Origin of the sequence: Kitasatospora sp. NPDC056076 (assembly GCF_042266305.1) — a bacterium.
GTDB lineage: Bacteria > Actinomycetota > Actinomycetes > Streptomycetales > Streptomycetaceae > Kitasatospora.
This window is the reverse complement of sequence record NZ_JBHJWG010000015.1, coordinates 128910-154294: the sequence shown is the minus strand read 5'-3', so window position 1 is coordinate 154294 and position 25385 is coordinate 128910. Positions and strand designations below refer to the sequence as shown.

The window sequence follows — 25385 nt, the reverse complement described above, 5'->3', positions numbered from 1 at the left end:
CTCAGGACTCCTGGTTGACGGAGACGAGCACATCGTCCCCTTCGATCTTTACGGGGTAGACAGCGACCGGCTTGGTGGCGGGCAGGCCGGAGGGCTTGCCGGTGCGCAGGTCGAAGCTGGAGCCGTGCAGCCAGCACTCGATCATGCAGTTCTCGACCTCGCCCTCCGAGAGCGAGACGTTCGCGTGCGAGCAGGTGTCGTTGATCGCGAACACCCCCTCGTCGGTGCGGACGACCGAGACCGGCACGCCGTTGAGGTCCACGCGCTTGGGCACGTCCTCCTGGAGGTCGCTCAGCGCGCAGGCACGCAGGAAGCTCATCGGGATCAGACCGCCGCTTCCAGCTCTGCGTCGATCTTCACCAGGAGCTGCTCCTGGACCTCGGCGACCCCGATCTGCTGGAGCAGCTCGGCGAAGAAGCCGCGGACCACCAGACGGCGGGCCTCGTCGGCCGGGATGCCGCGGGCCATCAGGTAGAACAGCTGCTCGTCGTCGAAGCGGCCGGTCGCCGAGGCGTGGCCGGCGCCGACGATCTCGCCGGTCTCGATCTCCAGGTTCGGGATCGAGTCGACCCGGGCGCCGTCGGTGAGCACCAGGTTCCGGTTGAGCTCGTAGGTGTCGGTGCCGAGCGCGGCGGCGCGGATCAGCACGTCGCCGACCCAGACCGCGTGGGCGTCCTGGCCCTGCAGCGCGCCCTTGTACGCCACGTTCGACCGGCAGTGCGGCGTGTCGTGGTCGATGACCAGGCGGTGCTCCAGGTGCTGGCCGGCGTCGGCGAAGTACAGGCCGAACAGCTCGGCCTCGCCGCCGGGGGCCGCGTAGTTGACCCGCGGGTGGAGGCGCACCAGGTCGCCGCCGAAGGTGACGACCACGGACTTGAACGAGGCGTCCCGGCCGACCAGCGCGCTCTGCTGGGCGACGTGGACGGCGTCCCGGTCCCAGTCCTGGACGGAGACGAAGGTGAGCTTGGCACCGTCGCCGACCAGCAGCTCGACGTTGGCGGCCCGGGTGCCGGTGCCCTCGTGGTTGAGCACCACGACGGCCTCGGCGAACGGCTTGACGTCGATCACCACGTGGGCGAAGCGGACCCCGCCCTCGGCGCGCACGTCGATCCTGACCGGCTCGGTCAGCACCGCGTCCTTGGGGACGGTGACCACCAGGGCCTGCTCGAACGCGCTGAACGCCTGCGCGGCGACCCGGTCGACCGGCGTGCCGGCCTTGCCCAGCCGGGCGTCGTCGCGGCCGACGGTCTCGGCGGTGACGCCGTCCGGCAGCGCGAACTCGACCTTGTCCGCGCCCCGCTCACCGGCGGCGGCGGTGCCGTCGTGCAGGCCGGCGAGGCGGTGCAGCGGGGTGAACCGCCAGTCCTCCTCGCGGCCGGTGGGCACCGGGAAGTCGTTCACGTCGAAGGACGGCTTGACCGCGACGCGCGCGTCGATCGGCTGGTGGACGCTGGTCCGGCCGGTGCCGGGGCCGGCGAGCTGCTCGCCCGCGCCGGCGGTACCGACCTCGATCGAACCGGCGGTGGTGGAGCCGGTGGTGTTCTGAACGTCAGCCATGGCTGTTCGTAGTGCTCTCTTCCTCAGGAAATCCGGATGGATGGCGGCGGTTCGGCCGGTCGTCAGCCGACCGCGCCCTCCATCTGCAGCTCGATCAGCCGGTTGAGCTCCAGCGCGTACTCCATCGGCAGCTCGCGCGCGATCGGCTCGACGAAGCCGCGGACGATCATCGCCATCGCCTCGAACTCGGTCATGCCCCGGCTCATCAGGTAGAACAGCTGGTCCTCGCTGACCTTGGAGACGGTCGCCTCGTGGCCCATGGACACGTCGTCCTCGCGGACGTCCACGTACGGGTAGGTGTCCGAGCGGGAGATGGTGTCGACCAGCAGCGCGTCGCACAGCACGTTGGACTTGGCGCCCTTGGAGCCCTCACCGATCTCGATCAGACCGCGGTAGGAGGTCCGGCCGCCGCCGCGCGCCACCGACTTGGAGACGATGTTGGAGGAGGTGTTCGGCGCCATGTGCACCATCTTGGCGCCGGCGTCCTGGTGCTGGCCCTCGCCCGCGAAGGCGATCGACAGGGTCTCGCCCTTGGCGTGCTCGCCCATCAGGTAGACGGCCGGGTACTTCATGGTGACCTTGGAGCCGATGTTGCCGTCGACCCACTCCATGGTCGCGCCCTCGTACGCCACGGCGCGCTTGGTGACCAGGTTGTAGACGTTGTTCGACCAGTTCTGGATGGTCGTGTAGCGGCAGCGGCCGCCCTTCTTGACGATGATCTCGACGACCGCCGAGTGCAGCGAGTCGGAGGAGTAGATCGGCGCGGTGCAGCCCTCGACGTAGTGGACGTAGGCGTCCTCGTCGACGATGATCAGCGTCCGCTCGAACTGGCCCATGTTCTCGGTGTTGATCCGGAAGTAGGCCTGGAGCGGGATGTCCACGTGCACGCCCTTCGGCACGTAGATGAACGAGCCGCCGGACCACACCGCCGTGTTCAGCGCGGCGAACTTGTTGTCGCCGGCCGGGATGACGGTGCCGAAGTACTCCTTGAAGATCTCCGGGTGCTCGCGCAGCGCGGTGTCGGTGTCCAGGAAGAGGACGCCCTGCTCCTCCAGGTCCTCGCGGATCTGGTGGTAGACGACCTCGGACTCGTACTGGGCGGCGACACCGGCGACCAGGCGCTGCTTCTCCGCCTCCGGGATGCCCAGCCGGTCGTAGGTGGCCTTGATGTCCGCGGGCAGGTCCTCCCAGGACTCGGCCTGCTTCTCGGTGGAGCGCACGAAGTACTTGATGTTGTCGAAGTCGATGCCGGTGAGGTCGGAGCCCCAGGTCGGCATGGGCTTCTTGCCGAACAGCTTGAGGCCCTTGAGCCGCAGGTTCAGCATCCACTCGGACTCGTTCTTCTTCGCCGAGATGTCGCGGACGACCTCCTCGCTGAGCCCGCGCTTGGCCGCGGCGCCGGCGGCGTCCGGGTCGGCCCAGCCGTACTCGTAATTGCCGAGGCCTTCGAGCTCGGGGTGCGAAACGGTGTCAGTCATGCGAGCTTCCTAACGCGCGGACGCTGAATCTTCGGTGGACGCGGAGTTTTCATGTGCTGGCAGTCGGCACTGCATCGGAACCGCGGCCCGCCGGGGGCTGGGCAGGCGACGATGCGGCACCGGGTGCCGGCACATAGGTGGTGCAGACCCCGTCGCCGTGGGCGATGGTGGCCAGCCGTTGCACATGGGTGCCCAGGAGCTGGGAGAAGACCTCGGTCTCCGCCTCGCAGAGCTGCGGGAACTGCTCGGCGATGTGCGCGACCGGGCAGTGGTGCTGGCAGAGCTGGGCGCCCGCCGGGGCCTTGGCCACGGCCGACGGGACACGCCGCACCGTGGCAGCGTACCCGTCCGCGCTCAGCGCCTGGGCGAGGGCCTCCGGACGCTCCTGCGCCTCGGCCCCCAGCAGTGTCTCCCGGTACTTCTCGCCCTGCTTGCCGAACCGGGCGCGGGCGAAGGCGGCGACCGCCTCCTCGCCCGCCTTGCCGCCGCCCACCGCGTCGGAGATCCAGCGCAGCGCGTCGGCGGCGAGCTGGTCGTACGCCTGGTAGAAGGCGTCCCGGCCGGCGTCGGTGAGGGCGAAGACCTTGGCCGGGCGGCCCCGGCCCCGGCTGCCGTAGACCCGCTGTTCGCGGGACTCGACCAGACGGGCGGCGGCCAGGCCGTCCAGGTGGCGGCGGACGGCGGCGGCGGTGAGGCCGAGCCGGGTCGCCAGGTCGGCGGCGGAGGAGGGGCCGTGGTCCAGGATCGACCGGGCGACCCGGTCCCTGGTGGCCCGGTGGCCCTCCAGCAGCACCTCGGCGGCCGTCACGGGCACGTCGCAGCCGGGGGCCGACTCGGCCTCCTGCTGCGGGGTGTGCTCGCGCATGTTTTTCACAACACCAGTGTTGCGTAATTACTTCCGGCAGGACAAGCCGTGATGCAGGCCTCACTCGTGTCATCTGTCACGCAGGTAAGCCTTACCTGACCTGCATCGATGATCACCAAGGCCGGTCTCCGGACCGGGCGTTCGGCCCGGGTGTTCGGTCCTCTTAGACTCGCCGGTATGCATTCCGAACCCGCGGTCCAGGTCTCCGGGCTGGTCAAACGCTACGGCGACAAGGTCGCGGTGGACGGCCTCGACCTGACCATCGCGACCGGCGCGATCACCGCCGTCCTCGGCCCCAACGGCGCCGGGAAGACCACCACCATCGAGACCTGCGAGGGCTACCGCCGCCCCGACGCCGGCACCGTCCGCGTCCTCGGCCTCGACCCGGTCGCCCAGAGCGCCGCCCTGCGGCCCCGGATCGGCGTCATGCTCCAGTCCGGGGGCGTGTACGCGGGCGCGCGCGCCGTCGAAATGCTCCGGCACACCGCCAAGCTGCACGCCCACCCGCTGGACGTGGACGCCCTGGTCGAGCGCCTCGGCCTCGGCTCCTGCGGCCGCACCACCTACCGCCGGCTCTCCGGCGGCCAGCAGCAGCGGCTCGCCCTCGCGATGGCCGTGGTCGGCCGCCCCGAACTGGTCTTCCTGGACGAGCCCACCGCCGGCCTCGACCCCCAGGCCCGCCGCGCCACCTGGGACCTGGTCCGCGACCTGCGCCGGGACGGCGTCACCGTGGTCGTCACCACCCACCACATGGACGAGGCCGAACAGCTCGCCGACCGCGTCGCCGTCGTCGACCGCGGCAAGGTCATCGCCGACGGCACCGTGACCGAGCTGTGCCGCGGCGGCGCCGAGGACGCCCTGCGCTTCGACGGCCCGCCCGGCCTCGACCTCGGCCCGCTGCTCAAGGAGCTGCCCGCCGGCGCCACCGCCACCGAGACCGCCCCCGGCAGCTACCGCGTCGAGGCACCCCTCGACCCCAGCCGGCTGCTGGCCACCGTCACCGGCTGGTGCGCGGCCTCCGGCATCCTGCCCGAGCGGCTGGCCGTACAGCGCCGCAGCCTCGAAGACGTCTTCCTCGACCTGACCGGACGGGAGCTCCGCTCGTGACCACCACGACCGACTACGCGCCGAAGCCCGGTGCCGCACCCGTCGGCCGGATGCTGCTCGCCCAGACCGCCTTCGAGACGAAGATGCTGCTGCGCAACGGTGAGCAGCTGCTGCTCACCGTGGTCATCCCGACCGTGCTGCTGGTGCTGTTCTCCGCCGTGGACGTCGTCACCGTGGAGGGCCCCGGCAAGCGGGTCGACTTCCTGGCGCCCGGCCTGCTCGCCCTGGCCGTGATGTCCACCGCCTTCACCGGGCAGGCCATCGCCACCGGCTTCGAGCGCCGCTACGGCGTGCTCAAGCGGCTCGGCGCCAGCCCGCTGCCGCGCTGGACGCTGCTGACCGCCAAGACCGGCTGCGTCCTGGTGACGGAGGTCCTCCAGGTCGCCCTGCTGTCGGTGATCGCCCTGGCCCTCGGCTGGTCCCCGCACGGCAACCCGTTGGCCGTCGCCGCCCTGCTGGTCCTCGGCACCGCCGCCTTCTCCGGGCTCGGCCTGCTGATGGCCGGCACCCTCAAGGCCGAGGCCACCCTGGCCGCCGCCAACCTGGTGTTCATCCTGCTGCTGCTGGCCGGCGGGGTGATCGTGCCGCTGAGCAAGTTCCCGGACGCCGTACGGTCGGTGCTGGAGCTGCTGCCGATCTCGGCGCTCTCGGACGGGCTGCGCTCGGTGCTCCAGCACGGCGCCGGGGTGCCCTGGTCGGACCTCGGGATCCTGGCCGGCTGGGCCGTCCTGGGGCTGGCCGCGGCCGCCCGGTTCTTCCGCTGGGAGTAGCCGCCCGGAGCAGCAGCCAGGAGTGGCCACCGGGAGTGGCCGCCTCCCCGTCAACGCCTGACGCCCCCGACCTGTCGAGGTCGGGGGCGTCAGGTGTTCTAGCCGGTCACCGGGGGTCAGCCCTGGGTGCCGCCGCGACGCTTGCGGGCGAGCAGCACGAGCGCGCCGCCGACCAGCAGCACGCCGCCGCCGGCCGCCGCGATCATCGGGGTGGCGTCATTGCCACCGGTCTGGGCCAGCGCCGGGGCGCTGGTGCTGGGCGCCGGGGCCGGGGCGGCCGGGGTCGTCCGGCTGGGGGTCGGGGTCGGGGTGGCCGACGGGGTCCCGCTCGGGGTGGGCGTCGTCGACGGGGTGCCGGTCGGCGTCTGCGTCGGGGTCGGCGTGGGGGTGGGCGTCTTGGTGGGGGTCGGGGTGGGCGTCGGGGTCGGGGTGTGGCACGGCGCGATGGTCTTGGTCTCGTCGATGTTCCACCCCTTCTCCGCCGGGGTCTCGGTGGTCTTGACCACCAGGTGGGCGACGATCGGGGCGTCGTGGTCCTTCACCGGGTACTTGCCGTGGAACTCCGCCGGGAACCCCTGGGCGTCCACGACCTTCTCGTCACCGATGGTGAGGCTGACGGTGTTCTTCACGTCGGCCTTGGGGCTGTAGTTGATCAGGTCGACCACGACCTTGTCGCAGGTCACCGACCAGGTCGGCACGTGCGCCGAGGCGTTGGTGGCCAGTGCCAGCGGCAGGAGAATTCCGGCCGCCGCCGTACCGGCGAGTGCCGCCGCGCCCATCCGAATGTGCCGCTGCTGTCGCGCCATTACCCTGTTCCCCTCCGAACGGTCGTACGCAGCAGGCGGGTTGAAGTGGTTCGCAGTGGCCCACTACGACATGTCCGGGGGACTCTACCGGCACTTCCGCACCTCGCCACACCCCGCCGTACGACCGGATTTCGTCTGTCCGTGCGTTCTTGGATGTGCTCGACCAGCCCATCACAGCCGCCACCTCGCAGAACGCGAATTCGGCACACTTGAATGAACTTGGTCACTTTCAGAACAACGGCGCCCCCGGTGATCAGGTTCAATCACCGGGGGCGCCCTGTCGACACGTCGACGAACGGTCGGAGCACTCAGGCCTTTCAGGCCCCTCAAGGCCCCTCGGACCCCTCAGGTCCCTCAGGCCCGCTTCGCGGCCTTGCGCCGGGCCGCGACCACGATCCCGCCACCGGCCGCCAGGACGACGGCGCCGCCGATGGCCAGCGGCAGAACCGGGCCGGAGCCGGTGTGCGCCAGGTTGCCGCCCCCGTTCGCGGACGCGGACGGGCTGGCCGAAGCACCGCCCGGCACGGCCGCCGAGGAGGAGGCGGACGGACTGGCCGAGCCGCTCGGGCTCGGCTTGCCGGTCACCGGGGTGCTCGGGGAGCCGGACGGGCCGGTCGAGGCGCTCGGCGTCACCGGAGTGGTCGGCGTGCCGGACGGCGTCACCGGCGGGGTGACCGGCGGCGTGGCCGGGGTGGTCGGCACGGTGGTGCCGGGCAGGCAGCCGGTGAAGGGGAAGTGGTGGGTCTCCGCGCCGGAGGTACCGGTCAGCGAGGCCGCGATCACCGAGCCGTTGATCGGCGCACCGCCGGACGGCGGCTGGCCGTTGACACCCGGGGTGTTCAGCGAGACGGCCGCGTTCGGCGCCAGCACGGAGCCGGCCCAGGCGGCGTCGCCCTTCTTGGTCACCTTGGTCGCGGTCGGGAAGTTCCAGAGCAGCTTGGAGCGGACGGCCCCGTTCGACGCGCTCTGCAGCTTGTCGTCCAGCACGAAGTCCGACTTTCCGGCGTCCCAGAGGAAGAAGCCACTGGTCCCGGCCGCGGCCATGTCGTACGAGCCGCCGGTCACGTTGATGACGGCCACCGCGCCGGCCGGGACCTTGACGTACACGCCCTTGGCGCCCTGGAGCTTCCCGGCGTCGACGGTGAAGCTGTTGTACGTGGCGTCGCCGCCGGTGAAGGTCAGCTTGCCGCCGTCGGCCTGGACGGTCGCCCCGGCGGTCTGCGGCACGGCGGCCAGCGCGGTGGAGGCGGCGCGCAGCTTGGCGAACTCGGCCTTGAAGTCGATCGGCGAGGCGCCCTGGGTGATCTTGCCCTGGTGGGCCTCGACCACGGCACCGTCGGCCTTGGAGCCGTAGACGCCGTTGCCCTTCATCACCTGGGTGTTGTGGCCGGTGATCCTGCCCGCGACGACCAGTGCGTTCTTGCCGGGCAGGGCGTCGACCTCGGCGGCGGTGAGCTCCTGGCCGACGGAGAAGCCGCCGGTGAAGTTCGCGTTGCCGCCGACGGCGACGGCGCCCTCGGCGTCGGGGGTGTGGGTGTCGTCGCCCTCGATGAACTCGCCGTAGAGGTTGGCGACCCCGAGGGAACGGCACTGCTCATCGGTGCCGGTGGTGCCGACGGCCTGGGCAGCTGGGGCGATCAGGCTCGCGAGTGCGAGCGAGCCGCCGACCGCGAGCGCGGCGGCGGAGGTGGATATGCGCATGTGCGGGTCTCCGCTTGTGCGGGAGGAGTGGGAGAGGCCCGAAAAAGGTATGGACCAATCCGCACTCTTTCGGCCAAACGGGTGAATGGTCAAGACCACTGACCGCCTTGTCCGAACAGTCCGGTTTGATCACCGGCGGCCGCACCCCGCGCCCCGCCCCAAGATCGCCCGTAAGGCCGCCTACGATGGAGCGCGTGCTGAACCCCTTCTCCCTGCTCGCCGAGCGCTGGCAGCCCTCCGCCGCGATGGTCCGGCGCGCCACGTTCGCCGCGCTGGTGATGAGCGTGGTGATCGTCGTCACCGGCGGCGCCGTCCGGCTCACCGCCTCCGGCCTCGGCTGTACGACGTGGCCCCGCTGCACCGCCGAGAGCCTGACGCCCACCGCGGAGATGGGCTTCCACGGCATCGTCGAGTTCACCAACCGGATGCTGACGTACGTGCTGAGCGCGGCCGTCGGCTGGGCGATCCTGGCGGCGCGCTGCCACCGGCCGTGGCGGCGCAGCATGACCAAGCTCGGCTGGGCCCAGTTCTGGATCGTGATGAGCAACGCCGTCCTCGGCGGCATCACGGTGCTGACGGGCCTCAACCCGTACACGGTGGCGCTGCACATGATCGCCGCGATGGCGCTCGTCTGGGTCGCCCTGCTGATGTGGGAGCGGTCAAAGGAAGGCGACGGCGCCCCCAAGCTCGCGGTCGCCCGCCCCATCCACCAGCTCTCCTACGTGCTGGTCACCGTGGTCGGCCTCCTGGTCGCGGCGGGCACCCTGGTCACCGGCGCGGGCCACCACCCGGGCACCCCGCAGGACAACAAGATCGTCCCCCGCATCCCGATCGACTACGACAGGCTGGCCCAGTTCCACGCCGACTTCGCGTTCGTCTCGGTCGGCCTCACCATCGCGATGATCTTCGTCTTCGCAGCCGTGAAGGCCCCGCCCGCAGCCAAGGCCCGCACCAGGGAACTGCTGATCGTCCTGCTCCTCCAGGGCGTCCTCGGCTTCATCCAGTACTTCACCGACGCGCCGGAACTCATGGTCGGCCTGCACATGTTGGGCGCCAGCCTCACGTGGATCGCCGCCCTCCGCATCCCCCTCGCCCTCCGCACCCGCGAGGTAGAGGAGAAGCTCACCGAACTCCCCACCCAGGCCCCCCAGGCCGCCGCAGTCTGAGCACCGTCGCGACGGCCCCCATCCGAGTTCGGATGGGGGCCGTCGCTGTGTCACAACAGCCGCCGTCCATCGTGCGTACGGATGCTCGGTGCCGAATCCTCTCGAAGCGCGTCCAGGACACGCACGGCATAGGCCTCTGCCATGCGCTCGGATACCTCGTCCGCCGTGAGCCAGCCGACTTCAATCGATTCATCCGAGAGCTGCACTTCTCCGCCCTCAGGCCGACAGCGAAAGACGAGCGCGACAACCCCTCGCCGCAGGTTCTTGTAGACCCCGGTCAGCCGCTCCACACCAGCATGGATCCCGGTCTCCTCGTAGACCTCCCGGCACACTCCGTCCTCGATGCCCTCATCCAACTCCAGCACGCCACCCGGCGGCTCCCACGCCCCGTTGTCAGCCCGCCGGATCGCCAACACCCGCCCGTCCTCCCGCACCACCACCCCCGCAACGGAAACAGAGTGGAGTGTCGTCATGTTCGCGCCGCCGGGCGGGTCAGTTCGAGGACCATCACGTCATGCCGGGCCGCGCCCTCCCAAGGGATCGCCGCCCCGACGCGCCTGTAGCCCCACGCTCGGTAGGACGCCTGGGCCGCAGTCGCCTCTGCTCGGGAGTTCAGCATCACCCGGGCATTGTCGATGCCCTCGATGAGGACGCGATGCATGCGGGTGGCGACACCCTGGCGGCGCCACCCGGGTCGAACCGCCAACTCGAAGAGCCCGAACGTGCGCTTTCCATCCTCACGCCGGAGATCCTCGGGCACGGGATCGATCAGGGTGTCCCACCAGCCAGTGTTCGCCGACAGCGGGTAGCCGTACGCCATGCCCACAACGGTGTCGCCGTCGAAGGCGATCGCCGCCCGGAACCCCCGCCGACGCACCTGCGATCGGAACCGGCGAAATGCCCGCTCCACATCAGCCGGCCCATCCCCGTAGGGAGGCTCCGCGAACGCCTCCGCGAACACCTCCTTCAACTGGCCCTCCAGCTCGGCCGCCTGCTCACCATCCAACAGCCGAACCGCCACCGTCACACCGTCCCCAGTTTCCGGGCCGAAACCCCAAGCGATCGAAGTTCCTCAACGCAGTCTCGCGCCATCACCGTATCCACTCGGGCGGCCAACGACGCCACCGAACGCAACCGGTCCGCCAACCGCACCGAGGTCATTCCCTTCGCCGCACTGGCGCTGGCTACCGCCTCTGCGCACGCTTCCTCAACATTGCCAGCCTTCATGAGCACCTCGGCGAGGCGTGCCCGGTACAGCGCTGCATTTCGGCTGTATGTCGGGCCGAGCAGTTCGACCGCAGATCGAAGGAACGGGATCGCATATGCAAGTTGCCCAGTTTCGACATGCCACGCAGCAGTTGCGTAGTCCACCTCGACCTGACCTGCAAATGCTGTCCATGGCGGTGCATCAGTGTCGTTGTCCGATCGGTCTTGCCACCTCAGACCTTGGGAGAGGGCTCGGCGGGCGCCTGTATGGTCACCGACACACGAGAGCGCTCGTGCCTGCCGCAGAGCGACCACTGACTTGACTTCGGCCCGCCGTGTCTCTGCGCGATCTCCCCGGAGGCGGTCGCAGCCGCGATCGCCTCCCAGGGCCGTCTCTGCTCAACGGCGACCAGGGACAGGCTGTCGAGCGCACGGACTTCCAACAGCGGGTCGCCAACCAGACGGGCCGAGGTCAGTGCTTCAGTACATGCCGCGCGGGCAGCAGCCATCCTGCCCGCGTCGAACTCAATCCAGCCGAGATGGGAAAACAGCGTTCCGACCAGGGCGTGAAGGTCACGTCCAACTGGGGCAATGTACATCCCCCCGGTCATTGCCTTCTCAACGCTCTGCAGAACGCGCGCGGCAGCCTGCCGGGCGATGCGGCCGCCTTGCGTGTGATCGATGGCGTACAGGTCGGCAACCTTGGACCTGAACACCTGGACATCGGCCGCACCGATCCGGCGACCGGTCCGCGCAGGAGCGAGAACGGAAGCCCCAAGAAGTACTCCGACATCCACAACGAACTGTCGCCGCTGCACCGCGCCCTCCTGACACCCGGTGCTCGGGATGCTACGGGCCCGCTCGGGCGGCACCGTGAAGCCCAGCTCATCAAGCGGAACCCCCAACAACGCTTCGAGGAAAGCCTGTTGGCCAGGATGCGGCAAGGGCGGGCTGGGAGATTCCCATCTCCTGAGGTGGCGGACACTCACCGCTGCTCGAACATCCATACGTTGCGCCATGTCGAGGAATGCTGCAACAAAGCTCTCTTGCGTGTATCCAGCAGCCTTCCTCAGTCCGGCGAGTGATCGTGTCGCCATAGAACCCCCCAGGAGTCGGAGACTTCGGCCAATCCCAAACGTCCGGTGAAACGTCCGGTCGCTCCGACCCCACGCGCCGCCCCGGGCCGGTGAACTAGGAATACCTCGCTGGCAGATCAAGGTCCAGGGAGGGATCATTCGGACCACCCGAGGGAGTGACCTCGATGTCTCCACCCAGCGCGCTGCCAGCACTCTCAGACGTCGATAGGGAGCAGCCTCGCTGCCCTCCAGAAATCGCCGACAACGAGTCCGCTGATGGTGAGCTCGCCGAACCGGCAACCATCTGCCTGCCGTACCGACCTGAGTCGGTGGGCATCGCCCGCCGGTTCGTCGCGGCGAAGCTGCGGGAATGGGGGCTGGACGACCTGGTGGACGACGCCGTCGTCATCGTCAGCGAACTGGCCACCAATGCGGTCGAGACCTGCTGCCGGACCCGCATGTTCGTCGGCGTCCGCCGTCCGACCGACCGGACCCTCCGGATCCTCGTCGGTGACGGGTCCCGCTCGATGCCCGTGATGGTCCAGGCCGGCCCCGACGCCACCTCCGGCCGGGGTCTGGCGATGGTGCACCGACTCACCCACGGCCGCTGGGGCGTCACGCCCCTCCCGTTCGGCAAGGTCGTCCACGCCGACCTCGCGACGCCCACGCCGACCTCCCGGTGAACTCGCCACCTCCCGAGCCGAGTTACGGCTCCGCTGACACTCCCCCGACGCTCACCCTCGCCCCCGACCCCACCCGGGTCTGGGCCGCCTACGGAGTGTCCACCGCCGCGGGCCTGCACGTCATCGCCGCGGCCCTGATCCTGATCAACCGCTCCCACTGAACTCCCGTCCGCGCCGCCGGCCCGGCGGCGCGGACGGGCTCGCCCAGCAACTCGGCAGGCCTGCCGAGTTGCTGTTCTCGCCCTCAATCACCAATGCCCAAGGAGGAACAGTCCAGATGACCACCGCACCGTGGGGCACCACCCGCATGGGGCCGTACCCCGGGTCCAGCCCGATCCCGGCCCTCACGCCCGTGATCGACCCCGAGACGCAGGTCGCCGTGTTCGTGGACGAGCACGGCCGCACGGTCGAGATGGGTGCGCACGGCACCAGCACCGAGACCACCACGCCCACGAACACGGGCGGCGGCGACGGCCAGAGCGGGCAGCAGAACGCGCCCACCGACATGGACAGCATGCCCGCGAACGACCAGGACCAGGGAACGGGCTGACATGACACCGGATCGGCACCGGGCCACCGTCCTGGTCCTGACCAACGCCTACGACGTGACAGCCGACGTAGTGCTCCGCATCCTGGCCGAACGCAGGGTCCCGGTCGTCCGGGTCGACCCCGGTGCCGATCTGCTCGAAGGTGCCCTGCTGACCGCCCAGTACCGCACGGGCGAGCAGCGGGGCGTTCTCCGCACGCCGAGCCGGGAGCTCGACCTCACCCGGGTGCGGTCGGTCTGGGTCCGCCGCCCCTCGCCCTACGAGGCACCCCCGGGGCTGGACGAGCACACGGCGAAGTTCGCCGGCTCACAGGCGTTCTGGGGCGTCGGCGGCATCCTCGCATCGCTCCCCGGAGCCCATTACGTCAATCATCCATGGCGCATCCGCAATGCGGAGTACAAGCCCGCCCAGCTCGCCGTGGCGAGCCGGGCGGGGTTCCTGGTCCCGGACACAGTCATCACCACCGATCCCGCCGAAGCACGCCGGTTCTGCACTGACCATCCCGGTGGAGCCGTCTACAAACCCCTGTGGGACAGCCGCTTCCGCGCCGAGGACGGAACCGCACGGACCGTGTGGGTACGGGAAGTCGACCCCACCGACATCACCGATGCCGTGTCCGTCTGCCCGCACCTGTTCCAGGCCAAGGTGGACAAGGCCTTCGACGCACGAGTCACGGCCGTTGGCGACAGACTGTTCACGGTCCGGATCGACAGCCCGGATCTCGACTGGCGCCACCGACAGGACCGGATGACGTGTGCACCCATCGACGTACCCGAGTCGGTCGCACACGCAATCACCGCCTACCTCGCCGAACTCCGTTTGATCTTCGGCGCGTTCGACTTCGCCGTCACCACCCGCGGTGACTGGTACTTCCTTGAGTGCAACCCCAACGGCCAGTGGGCGTGGCAGCCCGCCGGGACCACTGCCGCGATCGCCCACGCCATTGCCGACCAGTTGGAGAGAGGTCCCGACTCATGAGCACATCGGCGCAGCTCCGCGCAGCCCTGGTGGACAGCCTGACCGGGGAGGACAGGATCACCGAACCCGCCTGGGAGGAGGCCGCCCGAACGGTCCCCCGGGAGCTGTTCGTCGGGTCGTTCTTCGTGCCGGTGCCTGGAAGCAACCCGACCGCCTACCGCCCCGCCCACCAGCACGAGCCCGGGTGGCTGGAGCACGTCTACACCAACGAAACGCTGGTCACCCAGCTCGACGGGCGGACCCGTCCCGAGGACGTGCCCGACGGGACCGCGACCGGCACCCCGTCCTCCTCGTCCACCCTGCCGTCCCTCGTCCTCCGCATGTGGCACCAACTCGGCGTCGAGCCCGGCCACCGGGTGCTGGAGATCGGCACCGGTACCGGCTACTCGACCGCCCTCGGCGCGCACCGCCTCGGGGACGCCGCCATCACCAGCGTCGAGTACGACCCGACGGTGGGCGCGGCCGCGGCTGCGGCCATCGCCGCAGCGGGCTACGCGCCCCGGCTGGTCATCGGCGACGGACTGCTCGGCGACCCGGAAGACGGTGACTACGACCGACTGATCGCCACCTGCGCGGTCCGCTACGTCCCACCCCCGTGGCTGCACCAGGTGAAGCCCGGCGGCCGGATCCTGGTCACGCTGTCGGGCTGGTCCTTCGGCTTCGGCCTCGCCCTCCTCACCGTGACCGCCCCCGGCGAGGCCGCCGGCCGCTTCCTGCCCGGCTACACCAGTTTCATGATGGCCCGCCCCCACGACCGGCCGCCCCGCCAGAGCCTGTCCCTGCTCCCCGGAGACGAACGCCCGACCCGGATCGACCCCGAGACCATCGGCACCTGGACCGGCAGTTGGGTCGCACAGCTCGCAGCGCCCTCGGCCGAGCGAATGGGAGCCGGCGGACACCAGATCCTCTCCGACGTGGCCACCGGCTCCCAGGCCCGGACCGCGCCCGACCCGGCCGGCGGCTGGACCGTGATCCAACGCGGCCCGCTCCGCCTCTGGGACCAGGTGGAAAGCGCGGTCGAAGCCTGGCAGCGGGCCGGCGAGCCACACCAGGAGGGCTTCGGGATCACCGTCTCGGGCTCAGGCCAGCGCGTCTGGATCGGCCAGGAGGACGGCCCGGGCTGGAACCTCCCCATCTGAACACGCTGAACACGACGGCCCGGCTCCCCAGGTGGGGAGCCGGGCCGTCACCACACTCGAAGACTCAGCCGCCGAGCTGGAGCCCCGCCATGCGCTTCCACTCGTAGGCGCTGGTCTTCACCTTGAGGCCCAGCTCGCCCTCGAAGTTCTCGTGCAGGGTGAGCCCGGCCAGCTCCGCGGCGCGGCGGCCGACGGCGTAGGTGGGGGCGACCTGGTCGCCCCAGGCGCCGTCCGCGCCGACCACGACGATGCGGGTGGCCACGGCGCCGACGTACTCGACGACCGCGTCGGCGCTGCCGCCGTGCTGCTGGGCGAAGCTGGTGAGGTGCTTGGCGATGCGCTTGGCGCGGCGCTCGGTGCGGGCGTCCGGCGTGGCGGCGGTGGCGGTCTCTGCGCTGCTCATGCCCGCATGCTACCCACCGGTAGAGGCGCTGGCGACGGGAGCGCCCTGTGCACCGGGCCACATACTCGGAACATGACGTTCACAGGCTGGCCGGCCGAGGCGCTGGACTTCTACGAGCACCTCGAGGCCGACAACTCCAAGACCTTCTGGCAGGCCCACAAGGCGCAGTACGACGAAGCCGTACGGGCCCCAATGGAGCTGCTGCTCGCCGAGCTGGAGCCGGAGTTCGGGCCGGGGAAGATCTTCCGCCCCAACCGGGACGTCCGCTTCAGCGCCGACAAGTCCCCGTACAAGACGCACATCGGCGCGCACCTGGAGGCCGGCGGCTACGTCCAGCTCTCCGCGGACGGCCTGGCCTGCGGCAACGGGATGTACCAGCTCGCCCCGGACCAGCTGGACCGCTACCGCGCCGCCGTCGCGGAGGACGTCAGCGGCGCCGAGCTGGAGCGGGTGATCGCCCGGGTGGAGAAAGACGGCCCGCAGGTCCACGGCCGGGACTCCCTCAAGTCCGCCCCGCGCGGCTACCCGAAGGACCACCCGCGGATCGGGCTGCTGCGCCACAAGGGCCTGGTGGCCTGGCAGGAGTGGGAGCCCGCGACGTGGCTGGGCACCGGCACGGCCCGTACCCGGATCGCCGCCTTCCTGCGCGCCTCCCAGCCCCTCAAGGACTGGCTGGACGACCACGTCGGCCCCTCCGAGCTACCGGCCCGGTGACGACACGAAGACAACGCGAGGAGCCCCGGTCCACCAGGACCGGGGCTCCTCGACGTCAGACCAGCTCTACTTCACGAACGGGTCGATCGCGCACACCACGAACAGCAGCGACAGGTAGGTGATCGACCAGTGGAACAGCCGCATCTCCTTGAGCTTCGCGCCCACGATCCCGGCCTTGGCCCGCCCGTACAGCGCGTGCGCCTCGCGCAGCCAGAACCCGCCGAGCAGCACCGCGGCGACGGGGTACAGCCAGCTCATGTGCCCGAGCGGCCAGACCGCCAGCGAGACCGCGACCATCACCCAGGAGTAGGCGACGACCTGCTTGCCGACCGCCACGTTGCCCTTGACGACCGGGAGCATCGGCACGCCGGCCCGCTCGTAGTCGTCGCGCACCTTCATCGACAGCACCCAGGTGTGCGGCGGGGTCCAGAAGAAGACCACCAGGAACAGCGCGACCGCCGCCCAGGACACCGAGTCGGTCACCGAGGACCAGCCGATCAGCACCGGCATGCAGCCGGCGATGCCGCCCCAGACGATGTTCTGCGAGGTGCGCCGCTTGAGGCCCAGCGTGTAGACGAACACGTAGAACAGCAGCGCGCCGAGCGCGAGTCCGGCGGAGAGCCAGTTGACCCCGAAGCCGAGCAGCAGGGTGGAGAGGACGCCGAGCGCGATGCCGAAGACCAGCGCCTCGCGCGGGGACACCATCCCGGTGACGATCGGCCGCCGCTCGGTGCGGGTCATCAGCGCGTCGATGTCGCGGTCGATGTACATGTTGAGGGCGTTGGCACCGCCCGCCGACAGGTAGCCGCCGACCACGACCTTGAGCACCAGCAGCATGTTCGGCACGCCCTGTTGGGCGAGGAACATCACCGGCACGGTGCTCATCAGCAGCAGCTCGATGATCCGCGGCTTGGTCAGTGCGACGAAGGCGCCGACACGGGCCCCGATGGGCCGGTGCGCAGGAGTCGCCCCGGTGACCCCGGCGGGACGGGTTTCGACGGCGGTCACTAACACCCCAACTGAAGATGAAACTTCGCAGGCGTCCACAGGAACGAAGGGTCCCGAATCGTCCGCTCTGCGCGTACCACGACACCATAGACGCTCCATACATCCCAACCGGCTCCGGGGTCCCCCGGCGGGGCGGACGGCCCTCCCCCGGGTCAACCGACTGGGTGAAGCCACGAAGCGCCTCCGCCGCGTCCCCGCAACCCGCCTTGACCACCCGGGCGGCGCGCCCAGCCGAATCGGGAGAGCCTGGGACGAAAGGGATCAGAACGCCCTAGTGGGAATCACCATGCGGAAATCCCGGTTGTCCCGGCACGGAGGGTGAGCCCCGGCCCGGACGGTAGGCTCGCACGCAGAAGCGGGATCTACCCTCCGTGACCGGCACCATCCACAGTCGGGACCACAGCGCCGTGGCCGACCCGGTCCCCATTCACGGGGTCACTCTTCACAATGGAAGGAGCCCTGAGACAGGGTGAGCACTGCGCCGAAGAACGCATTCGAGTGGAGCGACCTGGACGAGCGCACGGTTGACACGGCGCGGGTCCTGGCGATGGACGCTGTCCAGAAGGTCGGTAACGGGCACCCCGGGACGGCCATGTCGCTGGCCCCCGCGGCCTACCTGATCTTCCAGCGCTTCCTGCGCCACGACCCGACCGACCCGGCCTGGGTCGGCCGCGACCGCTTCGTCCTCTCCCCCGGGCACACCAGCCTGACGCTCTACACCCAGCTGTACTTCTCGGGCTACGGCCTGGAGCTGGACGACCTCAAGGCCTTCCGCGTGGCCGGCAGCCGCACCCCGGGCCACCCGGAGCACGGCCACACCGCGGGCGTGGAGACCACCACCGGACCGCTCGGCCAGGGCATCGCCAACGCGGTCGGCATGGCGATGGCCGCCCGTTACGAGCGCGGCCTGTTCGACCCGGAGGCGGCGGCCGGCGAGTCCCCCTTCGACCACACCGTCTGGGCCATCGTCTCCGACGGCGACCTGGAGGAGGGCATCTCGGCCGAGGCCTCCTCGCTGGCCGGCCACCAGAAGCTGGGCAACCTGGTCGCCCTGTACGACGACAACCACATCTCGATCGAGGGCGACACCGAGACCGCCTTCTCCGAGGACGTCCTCAAGCGTTACGAGGCGTACGGCTGGGACGTCCAGCGGGTCACCCCGAAGGCCAACGGCGACATCGACGTCGAGGCCCTCGCCGGTGCGCTGGCCGCCGCCAAGGCCGAGACCTCCCGCCCGTCGCTGATCGCGATGCGCACGATCATCGCCTGGCCGGCCCCGGACGCCCAGAACACCGCCAAGGCGCACGGCTCCGCGCTCGGTGCCGCCGAGATCGCCGCCACCAAGAAGGTCCTGGGCTTCGACCCGGAGAAGACCTTCGAGGTCAGCGACCAGGTCATCGAGCACGCCCGTCAGGTCATCAAGCGGGGCAAGGCCGCCCGCGACCAGTGGCAGCAGGGCTTCGACGCCTGGCGCGCCGCGAACGCCCACCGGGCCGCCGAGTTCGACCGCATCCAGGCCGGCGAGCTGCCCGAGGGCTGGAAGAAGGCCGTCCCCTCCTTCCCGGCCGGCAAGGACGTCGCCACCCGCAAGGCCTCCGGCGAGACCCTCAAGGCGCTCGGCGCGGTGATCCCGGAGCTGTGGGGCGGCTCGGCCGACCTCGCGGAGTCCAACCTCACCACCATCGACGAGGACAGCTCCTTCCTCCCCGAGGGCAACCCGCTGAAGTCGGCGAGCCCGTACGGCCGGACGATCCACTTCGGCATCCGCGAGCACGCCATGGGCTCGACCATGAACGGCATCGCCCTGCACGGCAAGACCCGCGTGTACGGCGGCACCTTCCTGGTCTTCGCCGACTACATGCGCCCGGCCGTGCGCCTGGCCGCGCTGATGAAGCTGCCGGTCACCTACGTCTGGACGCACGACTCGATCGGCCTCGGCGAGGACGGCCCGACCCACCAGCCGGTGGAGCACATGGCCTCGCTGCGCGCCATCCCGGGCCTGGCCATGGTCCGCCCGGCCGACGCCAACGAGACGGCCGTCGCCTGGCGCACCGTGATCGAGCGCCAGACCAGCCACCCCGGCCCGGTCGGCCTCGCGCTCACCCGCCAGAACGTCCCGACCTTCGACCGCGAGGTCTTCGCCTCCGCCGAGGGCACCGCCAAGGGCGCCTACGTGCTGGCCGAGGCCGGCAACGGCGACCCGCAGGTGATCCTGCTGGGCACCGGCTCCGAGGTCCAGCTGGCCGTCAAGGCCCGCGAGGTCCTGGAGGCCGAGGGCATCGCGACCCGCGTGGTCTCGGTCCCGTCCTTCGAGTGGTTCCAGGAGCAGGACCAGGCCTACCGCGACAGCGTGCTGCCGCCGTCGGTCAAGGCCCGCGTCTCGGTCGAGGCCGGCATCGCCCAGGGCTGGCGCGAGCTGGTCGGCGACCACGGCCGGATCGTCTCGCTGGAGCACTTCGGTGCCTCCGCCGACTACCAGGTGCTGTTCGAGGAGTTCGGCCTGACCTCCGAGCGCGTCGTCGCCGAGGCGCACAACGCCCTGCGCTCCCTCGAAGCCGTCAACCGCTAGCAGTTCCCGCGGCCGGGCCCGAGACCCGCACGTCGACGGCCCGGCCCCTCTGACTACCCCACGAAGCAGAAGAAGACGAAGGACTGAAGCACCATGACTGACGCACTGAAGCGCCTCAGCGACGAAGGCGTTGCGATCTGGCTGGACGACCTCAGCCGCGCGCGGCTGAACTCCGGCAACCTGGCCGAGCTGGTGCAGAACAAGCACGTGGTGGGTGTCACCACCAACCCGACCATCTTCCAGAAGGCCATCGCCGGCAGCGGCGACAGCTCCTACGACGGCCAGCTGCGCGACCTCGCCGTCCGCGGGGTCACCACCGACGAGGCGATCCGCATGATCACCACCTCGGACGTGCGCGACGCCGCGGACGTGCTGCGCCCGGTCTACGACGCCTCCAACGGCCGTGACGGCCGGGTCTCCATCGAGGTCGACCCGCGGCTGGCGCACGAGACCGCCCCGACCGTGGCCGAGGCCAAGCAGCTGTGGTGGCTGGTCGACCGCCCGAACGTCCTGATCAAGATCCCCGCCACCCAGGCCGGCCTGCCGGCCATCGCCGCGGTCATCGGCCTGGGCATCAGCGTCAACGTCACGCTGATCTTCTCGCTGGAGCGCTACAAGGCCGTCATCGACGCCTACCTGACCGGCCTGGAGGCCGCCAAGGCCAAGGGCCTGGACCTCTCCCAGATCGAGTCGGTGGCCTCCTTCTTCGTCTCCCGCGTGGACACCGAGATCGACAAGCGCCTGGACAAGATCGGCGGCGACGCCAAGGACCTGCGCTCCAAGGCCGCGCTGGCCAACGCCCGCCTCGCCTACCAGGCGTACGAGGAGGTCTTCGGCTCGGTCGACGGCAGGACCGCCGGCAGCGCCCGCTGGAAGTCCCTGGAGGACGCCGGCGCCAAGCCGCAGCGCCCGCTGTGGGCCTCGACCGGCGTCAAGGACCCGGCCCTGCCGGACACCCTGTACGTCACCGAGCTGGTCGCCCCGGGCACCGTCAACACCATGCCCGAGGCCACCCTGGACGCCACCGGCGACCACGGCGTGGTCACCGGCAACACCATCGTCCCCAACTACGCCGACGCCAAGGCCGTCCTGGACGCCATCGCGGCCGCCGGCGTGGACTACGACGACGTCGTCCAGGTGCTGGAGGACGAGGGCGTGCAGAAGTTCGAGCAGTCCTGGCAGGAGCTGCTCGACACCGTCACCGCCTCGCTGGCCGCGTTCGCCAACGAGAAGTGAACCCCCGCTCACACAGCCAGCGCACGAAAGCGGAGCACACCAAGTGAGCACTGATTTCCCCGAGTTGACGTCGGAATCGGACGCGGACGACCTCCCGGCCGCCCCCGTCAACCCGCTTCGTGACCCCTCCGACCGGCGGCTCCCGCGCATCGCGGGGCCGTCCGGCCTGGTCATCTTCGGGGTCACCGGCGACCTGTCCCGCAAGAAGCTGATGCCGGCCATCTACGACCTGGCCAACCGGGGTCTGCTGCCGCCGGGCTTCTCCCTGGTGGGCTTCGCCCGCCGCGAGTGGGAGGACGAGGACTTCGCCAAGGAGGTCCACGACGCGGTCAAGGAGCACGCCCGGACCCAGTTCCGGGAGGAGGTCTGGCAGCAGCTCGCCAAGGGCATGCGCTTCGTCCAGGGCACCTTCGACGACGACGAGGCCTTCGACAAGCTCCGCGAGACCATCGAGGAGCTGGACAAGGCCCAGGGCACCGGCGGCAACTTCGCCTTCTACCTGTCCGTCCCGCCGAAGTTCTTCCCCACGGTCGTCCAGCAGCTCAAGAAGCACGGCCTGGCCGACCCGCCGCAGGGCTCCTGGCGCCGCGCCGTCATCGAGAAGCCCTTCGGCCACGACCTGGAGAGCGCCCAGGAGCTCAACAAGGTCGTCCACGAGGTCTTCCCGCGCGACGAGGTCTTCCGGATCGACCACTACCTGGGCAAGGAGACGGTCCAGAACATCCTGGCGCTGCGCTTCGCCAACCAGATGTTCGAGCCGATCTGGAACCGGTCGTACGTCGACCACGTGCAGATCACCATGGCCGAGGACATCGGCATCGGCGGCCGGGCCGGCTACTACGACGGCATCGGCTCCGCCCGTGACGTCATCCAGAACCACCTGCTCCAGCTGATGGCGCTCACCGCCATCGAGGAGCCGGCGTCCTTCCACCCGAAGGCGCTGGTGGCCGAGAAGCTCAAGGTGCTCAGCGCCGTCAAGCTCCCGGCCGACCTCGGCCGGCACACCGTGCGCGGCCAGTACGCGGCCGGCTGGCAGGGCGGCGAGGAGGTGGTCGGCTACCTGGACGAGGACGGCATCAACCCGGACTCCAAGACCGACACCTACGCGGCCATCAAGCTGGAGATCAACAACCGCCGCTGGGCGGGCGTCCCGTTCTACCTGCGCACCGGCAAGCGGCTGGGCCGCCGGGTCACCGAGATCGCGGTGGTCTTCCAGCGCGCCCCGTACCTGCCGTTCGACTCCTACGCGACCGAGGAGCTGGGGCAGAACGCCCTGGTCATCCGGGTCCAGCCGGACGAGGGCGTGACGGTGCGGTTCGGCTCCAAGGTGCCGGGCACCTCCTTCGAGGTCCGGGACGTCACGATGGACTTCGCCTACGGCGAGTCCTTCACCGAGTCCAGCCCGGAGGCGTACGAGCGGCTCATCCTCGACGTGCTGCTCGGCGACGCCAACCTGTTCCCGCGCCACCAGGAGGTCGAGCTCTCCTGGCAGATCCTCGACCCGATCGAGAAGTACTGGGACGCCCACGGCAAGCCCGCCCAGTACGCGGCGGGCACCTGGGGCCCCACCGAGGCGGACGAGATGCTCGCACGAGACGGCAGGAGCTGGCGGCGGCCATGAAGATCGACCTCACCAACACGACGTCCAGCAAGATCAACGCCGCGCTGATGGAGGCGCGCCGGACCAGCGGCTCCACCGCCGCCGGCATGGTGCTCACCCTGGTCATCGTGACCGACGAGGGCAGCGCCTACGACGCCCTCAAGGCCGCCAACGAGGCCTCCCGCGAGCACCCGATGCGCACCCTCGCGGTGATCAAGCGCGCCGGCCGCTCGCCCCGGGCCCGCGCCGAGACCCGGCTGGACGCCGAGATCCTGGTCGGCTCGGACGCCGGCTCCGGAGAAACGGTCATCCTGCGCATGCACGGCGAACTCGCCTCGCACGCCCAGTCGGTGGTCCTGCCGCTGCTGCTGCCGGACGCCCCGACCGTGGTCTGGTGGCCGGACAACGCGCCGCAGCACCCGGCGCAGGACCCGCTGGGCGCGCTCGCCCAGCGCCGGATCACCGACGCCGTCACCGCCGAGTCCCCGGTCGGCCAGCTCGCCCAGCGGGCCCAGAGCTACACCCCGGGCGACACCGACCTGGCCTGGACCCGGATCACCGGCTGGCGCTCGATGCTGGCCGCCGCGCTGGACCAGCGGCCGGCCGCCGTCAGCTCGGTGGTGGTCGAGGGCGAGTCCTACAACCCCAGCGTCGAGCTGCTCGGCCTGTGGCTGCTCAACCGGCTGAACGTGCCGGTCGAGCGGGTCGTCACCGGCGGCCCCGGCATCACCGCGGTGCACCTGCGCACCAAGGACGGGGACATCACCCTGGACCGTCCGGACGGCCTGATGGGCACGCTCTCCATGCCCGGTTCGCCGGACCGCCAGGTGGCGCTCAAGCGGCGCGAGACCTCGGAGCTGATCGCCGAGGAGCTGCGCCGGCTGGACCCGGACGACATCTACTCGTCGGCCGTGCGCACGTCCGTCGAGCGGCTGCGCGAGCCCTCGGAGCAGACCGCCCCGGTGGCCGCGGCCGAGCCCGTCGCCGACGCGGCGGCCGCGGCCGCCGACGCCGCGGTGGCCGACCCGGCCCGGGTGACCGCCGACGCGGACAAGCCCGCCGCGAAGAAGGCCGCGGGCAAGCGCGCCGCCAAGGGCAGCGCATGACGGCCGCGACCCCGCAGCTGGTCGTCCACCGGGACAAGGAGCTGATGGCCCAGGCGGCCGCGGCCCGACTGATCACCCGGATCGTGGACGCCCAGGCCGCCCGCGGCACCGCCTCGGTGGTGCTCACCGGCGGCCGCAACGGCAACGCCCTGCTGGCCGCGATCGCCGCCTCCCCGGCGCGCGACGCGGTCGACTGGGGCCGGCTGGACCTGTGGTGGGGCGACGAGCGCTTCGTCCCCGCCGCCGACCCGGACCGCAACGCCGTCCAGGCCCGCGCCGAGCTGCTGGACGCCGTCCCGCTCGACCCGGCGCGGGTGCACGAGATGCCCGCCTCGGACGGGGTGGACGGCTCGGACGTGGAGGCGGCCGCCGCCCGCTACGCGGAGGAGCTGGCCAAGGCCGCCGGACCGGGCGACCGGCTCGGCGTCCCGGCCTTCGACGTGCTGCTGCTCGGCGTCGGCCCGGACACCCACGTCGCCTCGCTCTTCCCGGAGCACCCGGGCGTGCGGGAGACCGAGCTGACCGTGATCGGCGTGCGCGGGGCCCCCAAGCCCCCGCCGACCCGGGTCTCGCTCACCCTCCCGGCGATCCGGGCGGCCCGCGAGGTCTGGCTGCTGGCCGCCGGCGAGGACAAGGCGGGCGCGGTCGCGCTGGCCCTGTCCGGCCCCGGCGAGCTCCAGGCGCCCGCCTCCGGCGCGTACGGCCGCAGCCGCACCCTGTGGCTGCTGGACCGCGCCGCCGCCGAGCGGATCCCGCCGCAGCTGTACCCGCCGGCCTCCGCGTAACAGCCGTCCCGGCCGCCGCGGCCGGGACGGCGGGGAACGCCGGAAACAGCAGGAACAGCAGGAACGCCGAAGGGCGCCCCCGTCACTCGACGGGTGGCGCCCTTTGTCGTCAGCTCCTCAGATCTCGCCGCGCAGCTTGGCCAGCGCCTCGGCGAGGATCGCCTCGCCGTCGGCGTCGGTGCGCCGCTCCCGGACGTAGGCGAGGTGGGTCTTGTACGGCTCGTTGCGCGAGGGCGCCGGCGGGTTGTGCTCGTCCTGCCCGGCCGGGAAGCCGCAGCGCGGGCAGTCCCAGGTGTCCGGGATGACGGCCTCGGCGGCGAAGCTGGGGCGCGTCTCGTGCTTGTTGGCGCACCAGAAGGAGATCCTGTTGCGCGGAGCGGACTCGCCGCGCTCCGCCTCCCCCATCGGGCCTGCCCCGACCCTGCTCCCACGGATGGCGTTGCCACTTGCCACGGTCTGACTCCCTGCGTGCTGGTGCGCCGACCCGCCGCGGTGCGCGTCGGTGGCGAAAGTCGTCCTAGTGTAAGCAGGACTTAAGCCTCCGCCACCATCGCCTCCGCCCCCGACCGTCCCAGGATAGGCGCTCGGGCGACGGGGCGTCAGGGCTGTGTCAGCTCTTGTACTTCAGGACCAGGCCCAGCGCCATGATGGAGGCGAACCAGCCGACGCCGACCACGATGGTGATGCGGTCCAGGTTGCGCTCGGCCACCGCCGAACCGCCACCGGTGGACATGGCACCGCCACCGAACATGTCCGACAGGCCGCCGCCCTTCCCCTTGTGCAGGAGCACCAGCAGGATCATCAGCAGGCTGAAGATGATCAGGGCAATCGAGAACCCGAGAACCACGACCGGACCAACTCTCTCGTATCTTCGGCGACGGGGC

At 70.8% G+C, this 25385-nt stretch carries 28 protein-coding genes; 14 read left to right on the top strand and 14 right to left on the bottom strand.

What is annotated here, in order from left to right; translation table 11 throughout:
• Position 1: 1 nt before the first annotated feature.
• The 4 genes from ACFC1T_RS15375 to ACFC1T_RS15360 form a co-directional block, all read right to left on the bottom strand.
• Positions 2-319, bottom strand: a complete 318-nt coding sequence (locus tag ACFC1T_RS15375) for a bifunctional 3-phenylpropionate/cinnamic acid dioxygenase ferredoxin subunit (RefSeq protein WP_375888434.1) — start codon at positions 317-319, stop codon at positions 2-4.
• Positions 320-324: 5 nt separating this feature from the next.
• Entirely contained in the window at positions 325-1557 is a 1233-nt protein-coding gene (sufD, locus tag ACFC1T_RS15370; protein WP_375888431.1) for a Fe-S cluster assembly protein SufD, read from the bottom strand.
• Between the two features lie 62 nt (positions 1558-1619).
• Complete coding sequence (gene sufB, locus ACFC1T_RS15365) at positions 1620-3035, bottom strand: Fe-S cluster assembly protein SufB (RefSeq protein WP_375888428.1); 1416 nt, start codon at positions 3033-3035, stop codon at positions 1620-1622.
• A 49-nt stretch (positions 3036-3084) separates the two neighbouring features.
• Positions 3085-3900, bottom strand: coding sequence for a helix-turn-helix transcriptional regulator (locus ACFC1T_RS15360; protein ID WP_375888425.1), 816 nt, complete (start codon positions 3898-3900; stop codon positions 3085-3087).
• Positions 3901-4077: 177 nt separating this feature from the next.
• On the opposite strand from ACFC1T_RS15360, the gene ACFC1T_RS15355 reads away from it, so the two are divergent.
• Together ACFC1T_RS15355 and ACFC1T_RS15350 are read left to right on the top strand one after the other, a co-directional pair.
• Positions 4078-5007 carry an ABC transporter ATP-binding protein gene (locus ACFC1T_RS15355; RefSeq protein ID WP_375888422.1) on the top strand — a complete coding sequence of 310 codons (930 nt, stop codon included), beginning with the start codon at positions 4078-4080 and terminating at the stop codon, positions 5005-5007.
• Between the two features lie 50 nt (positions 5008-5057).
• Positions 5058-5777: an ABC transporter permease gene (locus ACFC1T_RS15350; RefSeq protein ID WP_375888496.1), complete on the top strand. Its 720-nt coding sequence runs from the start codon at positions 5058-5060 to the stop codon at positions 5775-5777.
• A 116-nt stretch (positions 5778-5893) separates the two neighbouring features.
• On the opposite strand, the gene ACFC1T_RS15345 is transcribed toward ACFC1T_RS15350, so the two are convergent.
• A complete protein-coding gene (locus ACFC1T_RS15345; RefSeq protein ID WP_375888420.1) occupies positions 5894-6583 on the bottom strand; it encodes an LAETG motif-containing sortase-dependent surface protein in 690 nt (229 codons plus the stop codon).
• 354 nt (positions 6584-6937) lie between these two features.
• Positions 6938-8284, bottom strand: coding sequence for a choice-of-anchor A family protein (locus ACFC1T_RS15340; RefSeq protein ID WP_375888417.1), 1347 nt, complete (start codon positions 8282-8284; stop codon positions 6938-6940).
• A 185-nt stretch (positions 8285-8469) separates the two neighbouring features.
• Between ACFC1T_RS15340 and ACFC1T_RS15335 the strand changes: the two genes are divergently transcribed.
• The gene (locus ACFC1T_RS15335) at positions 8470-9450 is read left to right on the top strand and encodes a heme A synthase (RefSeq protein WP_375888415.1); all 981 of its coding nucleotides are present in this window, start codon (positions 8470-8472) and stop codon (positions 9448-9450) included.
• Between the two features lie 50 nt (positions 9451-9500).
• Here the strand turns inward: ACFC1T_RS15335 and ACFC1T_RS15330 are convergent, their stop codons facing one another.
• The 4 genes from ACFC1T_RS15330 to ACFC1T_RS15315 form a co-directional block, all read right to left on the bottom strand.
• Positions 9501-9923 (bottom strand): NUDIX hydrolase, encoded by a 423-nt coding sequence (locus ACFC1T_RS15330; RefSeq protein ID WP_375888413.1) that lies wholly within the window; start codon positions 9921-9923, stop codon positions 9501-9503.
• Positions 9920-10471 (bottom strand): GNAT family N-acetyltransferase, encoded by a 552-nt coding sequence (locus tag ACFC1T_RS15325; RefSeq protein ID WP_375888410.1) that lies wholly within the window; start codon positions 10469-10471, stop codon positions 9920-9922. The genes ACFC1T_RS15330 and ACFC1T_RS15325 overlap by 4 nt, the downstream gene beginning before the upstream one ends.
• Before the next feature lie 2 nt (positions 10472-10473).
• A complete protein-coding gene (locus ACFC1T_RS15320) occupies positions 10474-10821 on the bottom strand; it encodes a hypothetical protein (protein WP_375888408.1) in 348 nt (115 codons plus the stop codon).
• 68 nt (positions 10822-10889) lie between these two features.
• A complete protein-coding gene (locus tag ACFC1T_RS15315) occupies positions 10890-11675 on the bottom strand; it encodes a hypothetical protein (RefSeq protein ID WP_375888406.1) in 786 nt (261 codons plus the stop codon).
• Between the two features lie 242 nt (positions 11676-11917).
• Here ACFC1T_RS15315 and ACFC1T_RS15310 point away from each other — a divergent pair, with 242 nt between their 5' ends.
• From ACFC1T_RS15310 to tgmC, 5 genes are all read left to right on the top strand, one after another.
• The gene (locus ACFC1T_RS15310; RefSeq protein ID WP_375888404.1) at positions 11918-12415 is read left to right on the top strand and encodes an ATP-binding protein; all 498 of its coding nucleotides are present in this window, start codon (positions 11918-11920) and stop codon (positions 12413-12415) included.
• Positions 12412-12576 (top strand): hypothetical protein, encoded by a 165-nt coding sequence (locus ACFC1T_RS15305; protein ID WP_375888401.1) that lies wholly within the window; start codon positions 12412-12414, stop codon positions 12574-12576. Before ACFC1T_RS15310 ends, ACFC1T_RS15305 begins: the two co-directional genes overlap by 4 nt.
• Positions 12577-12692: 116 nt before the next feature.
• A complete protein-coding gene (tgmA, locus tag ACFC1T_RS15300) occupies positions 12693-12965 on the top strand; it encodes a putative ATP-grasp-modified RiPP (RefSeq protein ID WP_375888398.1) in 273 nt (90 codons plus the stop codon).
• A gap of 1 nt (position 12966) precedes the next feature.
• Positions 12967-13941 (top strand): ATP-grasp ribosomal peptide maturase, encoded by a 975-nt coding sequence (gene tgmB / locus ACFC1T_RS15295; protein ID WP_375888395.1) that lies wholly within the window; start codon positions 12967-12969, stop codon positions 13939-13941.
• Positions 13938-15080 (top strand): ATP-grasp peptide maturase system methyltransferase, encoded by a 1143-nt coding sequence (gene tgmC, locus ACFC1T_RS15290; protein WP_375888393.1) that lies wholly within the window; start codon positions 13938-13940, stop codon positions 15078-15080. The genes tgmB and tgmC overlap by 4 nt, the downstream gene beginning before the upstream one ends.
• A gap of 64 nt (positions 15081-15144) precedes the next feature.
• Here tgmC and ACFC1T_RS15285 read toward each other — a convergent pair whose 3' ends face one another.
• Positions 15145-15483 carry a hypothetical protein gene (locus ACFC1T_RS15285; RefSeq protein WP_375888390.1) on the bottom strand — a complete coding sequence of 113 codons (339 nt, stop codon included), beginning with the start codon at positions 15481-15483 and terminating at the stop codon, positions 15145-15147.
• A 72-nt stretch (positions 15484-15555) separates the two neighbouring features.
• On the opposite strand from ACFC1T_RS15285, the gene ACFC1T_RS15280 reads away from it, so the two are divergent.
• A complete protein-coding gene (locus ACFC1T_RS15280; RefSeq protein WP_375888388.1) occupies positions 15556-16197 on the top strand; it encodes a DUF2461 domain-containing protein in 642 nt (213 codons plus the stop codon).
• A gap of 66 nt (positions 16198-16263) precedes the next feature.
• Here ACFC1T_RS15280 and ACFC1T_RS15275 read toward each other — a convergent pair whose 3' ends face one another.
• Complete coding sequence (locus tag ACFC1T_RS15275; RefSeq protein ID WP_375888386.1) at positions 16264-17211, bottom strand: heme o synthase; 948 nt, start codon at positions 17209-17211, stop codon at positions 16264-16266.
• A gap of 463 nt (positions 17212-17674) precedes the next feature.
• Between ACFC1T_RS15275 and tkt the strand changes: the two genes are divergently transcribed.
• The 5 genes from tkt (at position 17675) to pgl (ending at position 24501) form a co-directional block, all read left to right on the top strand.
• Positions 17675-19774, top strand: coding sequence for a transketolase (gene tkt / locus ACFC1T_RS15270; RefSeq protein ID WP_375888383.1), 2100 nt, complete (start codon positions 17675-17677; stop codon positions 19772-19774).
• Between the two features lie 93 nt (positions 19775-19867).
• Complete coding sequence (tal, locus tag ACFC1T_RS15265; protein WP_375888380.1) at positions 19868-21010, top strand: transaldolase; 1143 nt, start codon at positions 19868-19870, stop codon at positions 21008-21010.
• Between the two features lie 64 nt (positions 21011-21074).
• A complete protein-coding gene (gene zwf, locus ACFC1T_RS15260; RefSeq protein WP_375888493.1) occupies positions 21075-22631 on the top strand; it encodes a glucose-6-phosphate dehydrogenase in 1557 nt (518 codons plus the stop codon).
• Positions 22628-23716 (top strand): glucose-6-phosphate dehydrogenase assembly protein OpcA, encoded by a 1089-nt coding sequence (gene opcA, locus ACFC1T_RS15255; protein WP_375888378.1) that lies wholly within the window; start codon positions 22628-22630, stop codon positions 23714-23716. The genes zwf and opcA overlap by 4 nt, the downstream gene beginning before the upstream one ends.
• Positions 23713-24501, top strand: coding sequence for a 6-phosphogluconolactonase (gene pgl, locus ACFC1T_RS15250; RefSeq protein ID WP_375888375.1), 789 nt, complete (start codon positions 23713-23715; stop codon positions 24499-24501). Before opcA ends, pgl begins: the two co-directional genes overlap by 4 nt.
• Before the next feature lie 117 nt (positions 24502-24618).
• Here the strand turns inward: pgl and ACFC1T_RS15245 are convergent, their stop codons facing one another.
• Both ACFC1T_RS15245 and secG read right to left on the bottom strand, forming a co-directional pair.
• Positions 24619-24906 (bottom strand): RNA polymerase-binding protein RbpA, encoded by a 288-nt coding sequence (locus ACFC1T_RS15245; protein WP_030308030.1) that lies wholly within the window; start codon positions 24904-24906, stop codon positions 24619-24621.
• 205 nt (positions 24907-25111) lie between these two features.
• Positions 25112-25348, bottom strand: coding sequence for a preprotein translocase subunit SecG (secG, locus tag ACFC1T_RS15240; protein WP_375888373.1), 237 nt, complete (start codon positions 25346-25348; stop codon positions 25112-25114).
• Between the last annotated feature and the right edge of the window lie 37 nt (positions 25349-25385).

Bases quoted from the DNA above. Each gene is read 5' to 3' on its own strand.
- ACFC1T_RS15375 (WP_375888434.1), bottom strand. From the start codon at position 319: ATGAGCTTCCTGCGTGCCTGCGCGCTGAGCGACCTCCAGGAGGACGTG.
- sufD (WP_375888431.1), bottom strand. From the start codon at position 1,557: ATGGCTGACGTTCAGAACACCACCGGCTCCACCACCGCCGGTTCGATC.
- sufB (WP_375888428.1), bottom strand. From the start codon at position 3,035: ATGACTGACACCGTTTCGCACCCCGAGCTCGAAGGCCTCGGCAATTAC.
- ACFC1T_RS15360 (WP_375888425.1), bottom strand. From the start codon at position 3,900: ATGCGCGAGCACACCCCGCAGCAGGAGGCCGAGTCGGCCCCCGGCTGC.
- ACFC1T_RS15355 (WP_375888422.1), top strand. From the start codon at position 4,078: ATGCATTCCGAACCCGCGGTCCAGGTCTCCGGGCTGGTCAAACGCTAC.
- ACFC1T_RS15350 (WP_375888496.1), top strand. From the start codon at position 5,058: ATGCTGCTCGCCCAGACCGCCTTCGAGACGAAGATGCTGCTGCGCAAC.
- ACFC1T_RS15345 (WP_375888420.1), bottom strand. From the start codon at position 6,583: ATGGCGCGACAGCAGCGGCACATTCGGATGGGCGCGGCGGCACTCGCC.
- ACFC1T_RS15340 (WP_375888417.1), bottom strand. From the start codon at position 8,284: ATGCGCATATCCACCTCCGCCGCCGCGCTCGCGGTCGGCGGCTCGCTC.
- ACFC1T_RS15335 (WP_375888415.1), top strand. From the start codon at position 8,470: ATGGAGCGCGTGCTGAACCCCTTCTCCCTGCTCGCCGAGCGCTGGCAG.
- ACFC1T_RS15330 (WP_375888413.1), bottom strand. From the start codon at position 9,923: ATGACGACACTCCACTCTGTTTCCGTTGCGGGGGTGGTGGTGCGGGAG.
- ACFC1T_RS15315 (WP_375888406.1), bottom strand. From the start codon at position 11,675: ATGGCGCAACGTATGGATGTTCGAGCAGCGGTGAGTGTCCGCCACCTC.
- ACFC1T_RS15310 (WP_375888404.1), top strand. From the start codon at position 11,918: ATGTCTCCACCCAGCGCGCTGCCAGCACTCTCAGACGTCGATAGGGAG.
- tgmA (WP_375888398.1), top strand. From the start codon at position 12,693: ATGACCACCGCACCGTGGGGCACCACCCGCATGGGGCCGTACCCCGGG.
- tgmB (WP_375888395.1), top strand. From the start codon at position 12,967: ATGACACCGGATCGGCACCGGGCCACCGTCCTGGTCCTGACCAACGCC.
- tgmC (WP_375888393.1), top strand. From the start codon at position 13,938: ATGAGCACATCGGCGCAGCTCCGCGCAGCCCTGGTGGACAGCCTGACC.
- ACFC1T_RS15285 (WP_375888390.1), bottom strand. From the start codon at position 15,483: ATGAGCAGCGCAGAGACCGCCACCGCCGCCACGCCGGACGCCCGCACC.
- ACFC1T_RS15280 (WP_375888388.1), top strand. From the start codon at position 15,556: ATGACGTTCACAGGCTGGCCGGCCGAGGCGCTGGACTTCTACGAGCAC.
- tal (WP_375888380.1), top strand. From the start codon at position 19,868: ATGACTGACGCACTGAAGCGCCTCAGCGACGAAGGCGTTGCGATCTGG.
- opcA (WP_375888378.1), top strand. From the start codon at position 22,628: ATGAAGATCGACCTCACCAACACGACGTCCAGCAAGATCAACGCCGCG.
- pgl (WP_375888375.1), top strand. From the start codon at position 23,713: ATGACGGCCGCGACCCCGCAGCTGGTCGTCCACCGGGACAAGGAGCTG.
- ACFC1T_RS15245 (WP_030308030.1), bottom strand. From the start codon at position 24,906: ATGGGGGAGGCGGAGCGCGGCGAGTCCGCTCCGCGCAACAGGATCTCC.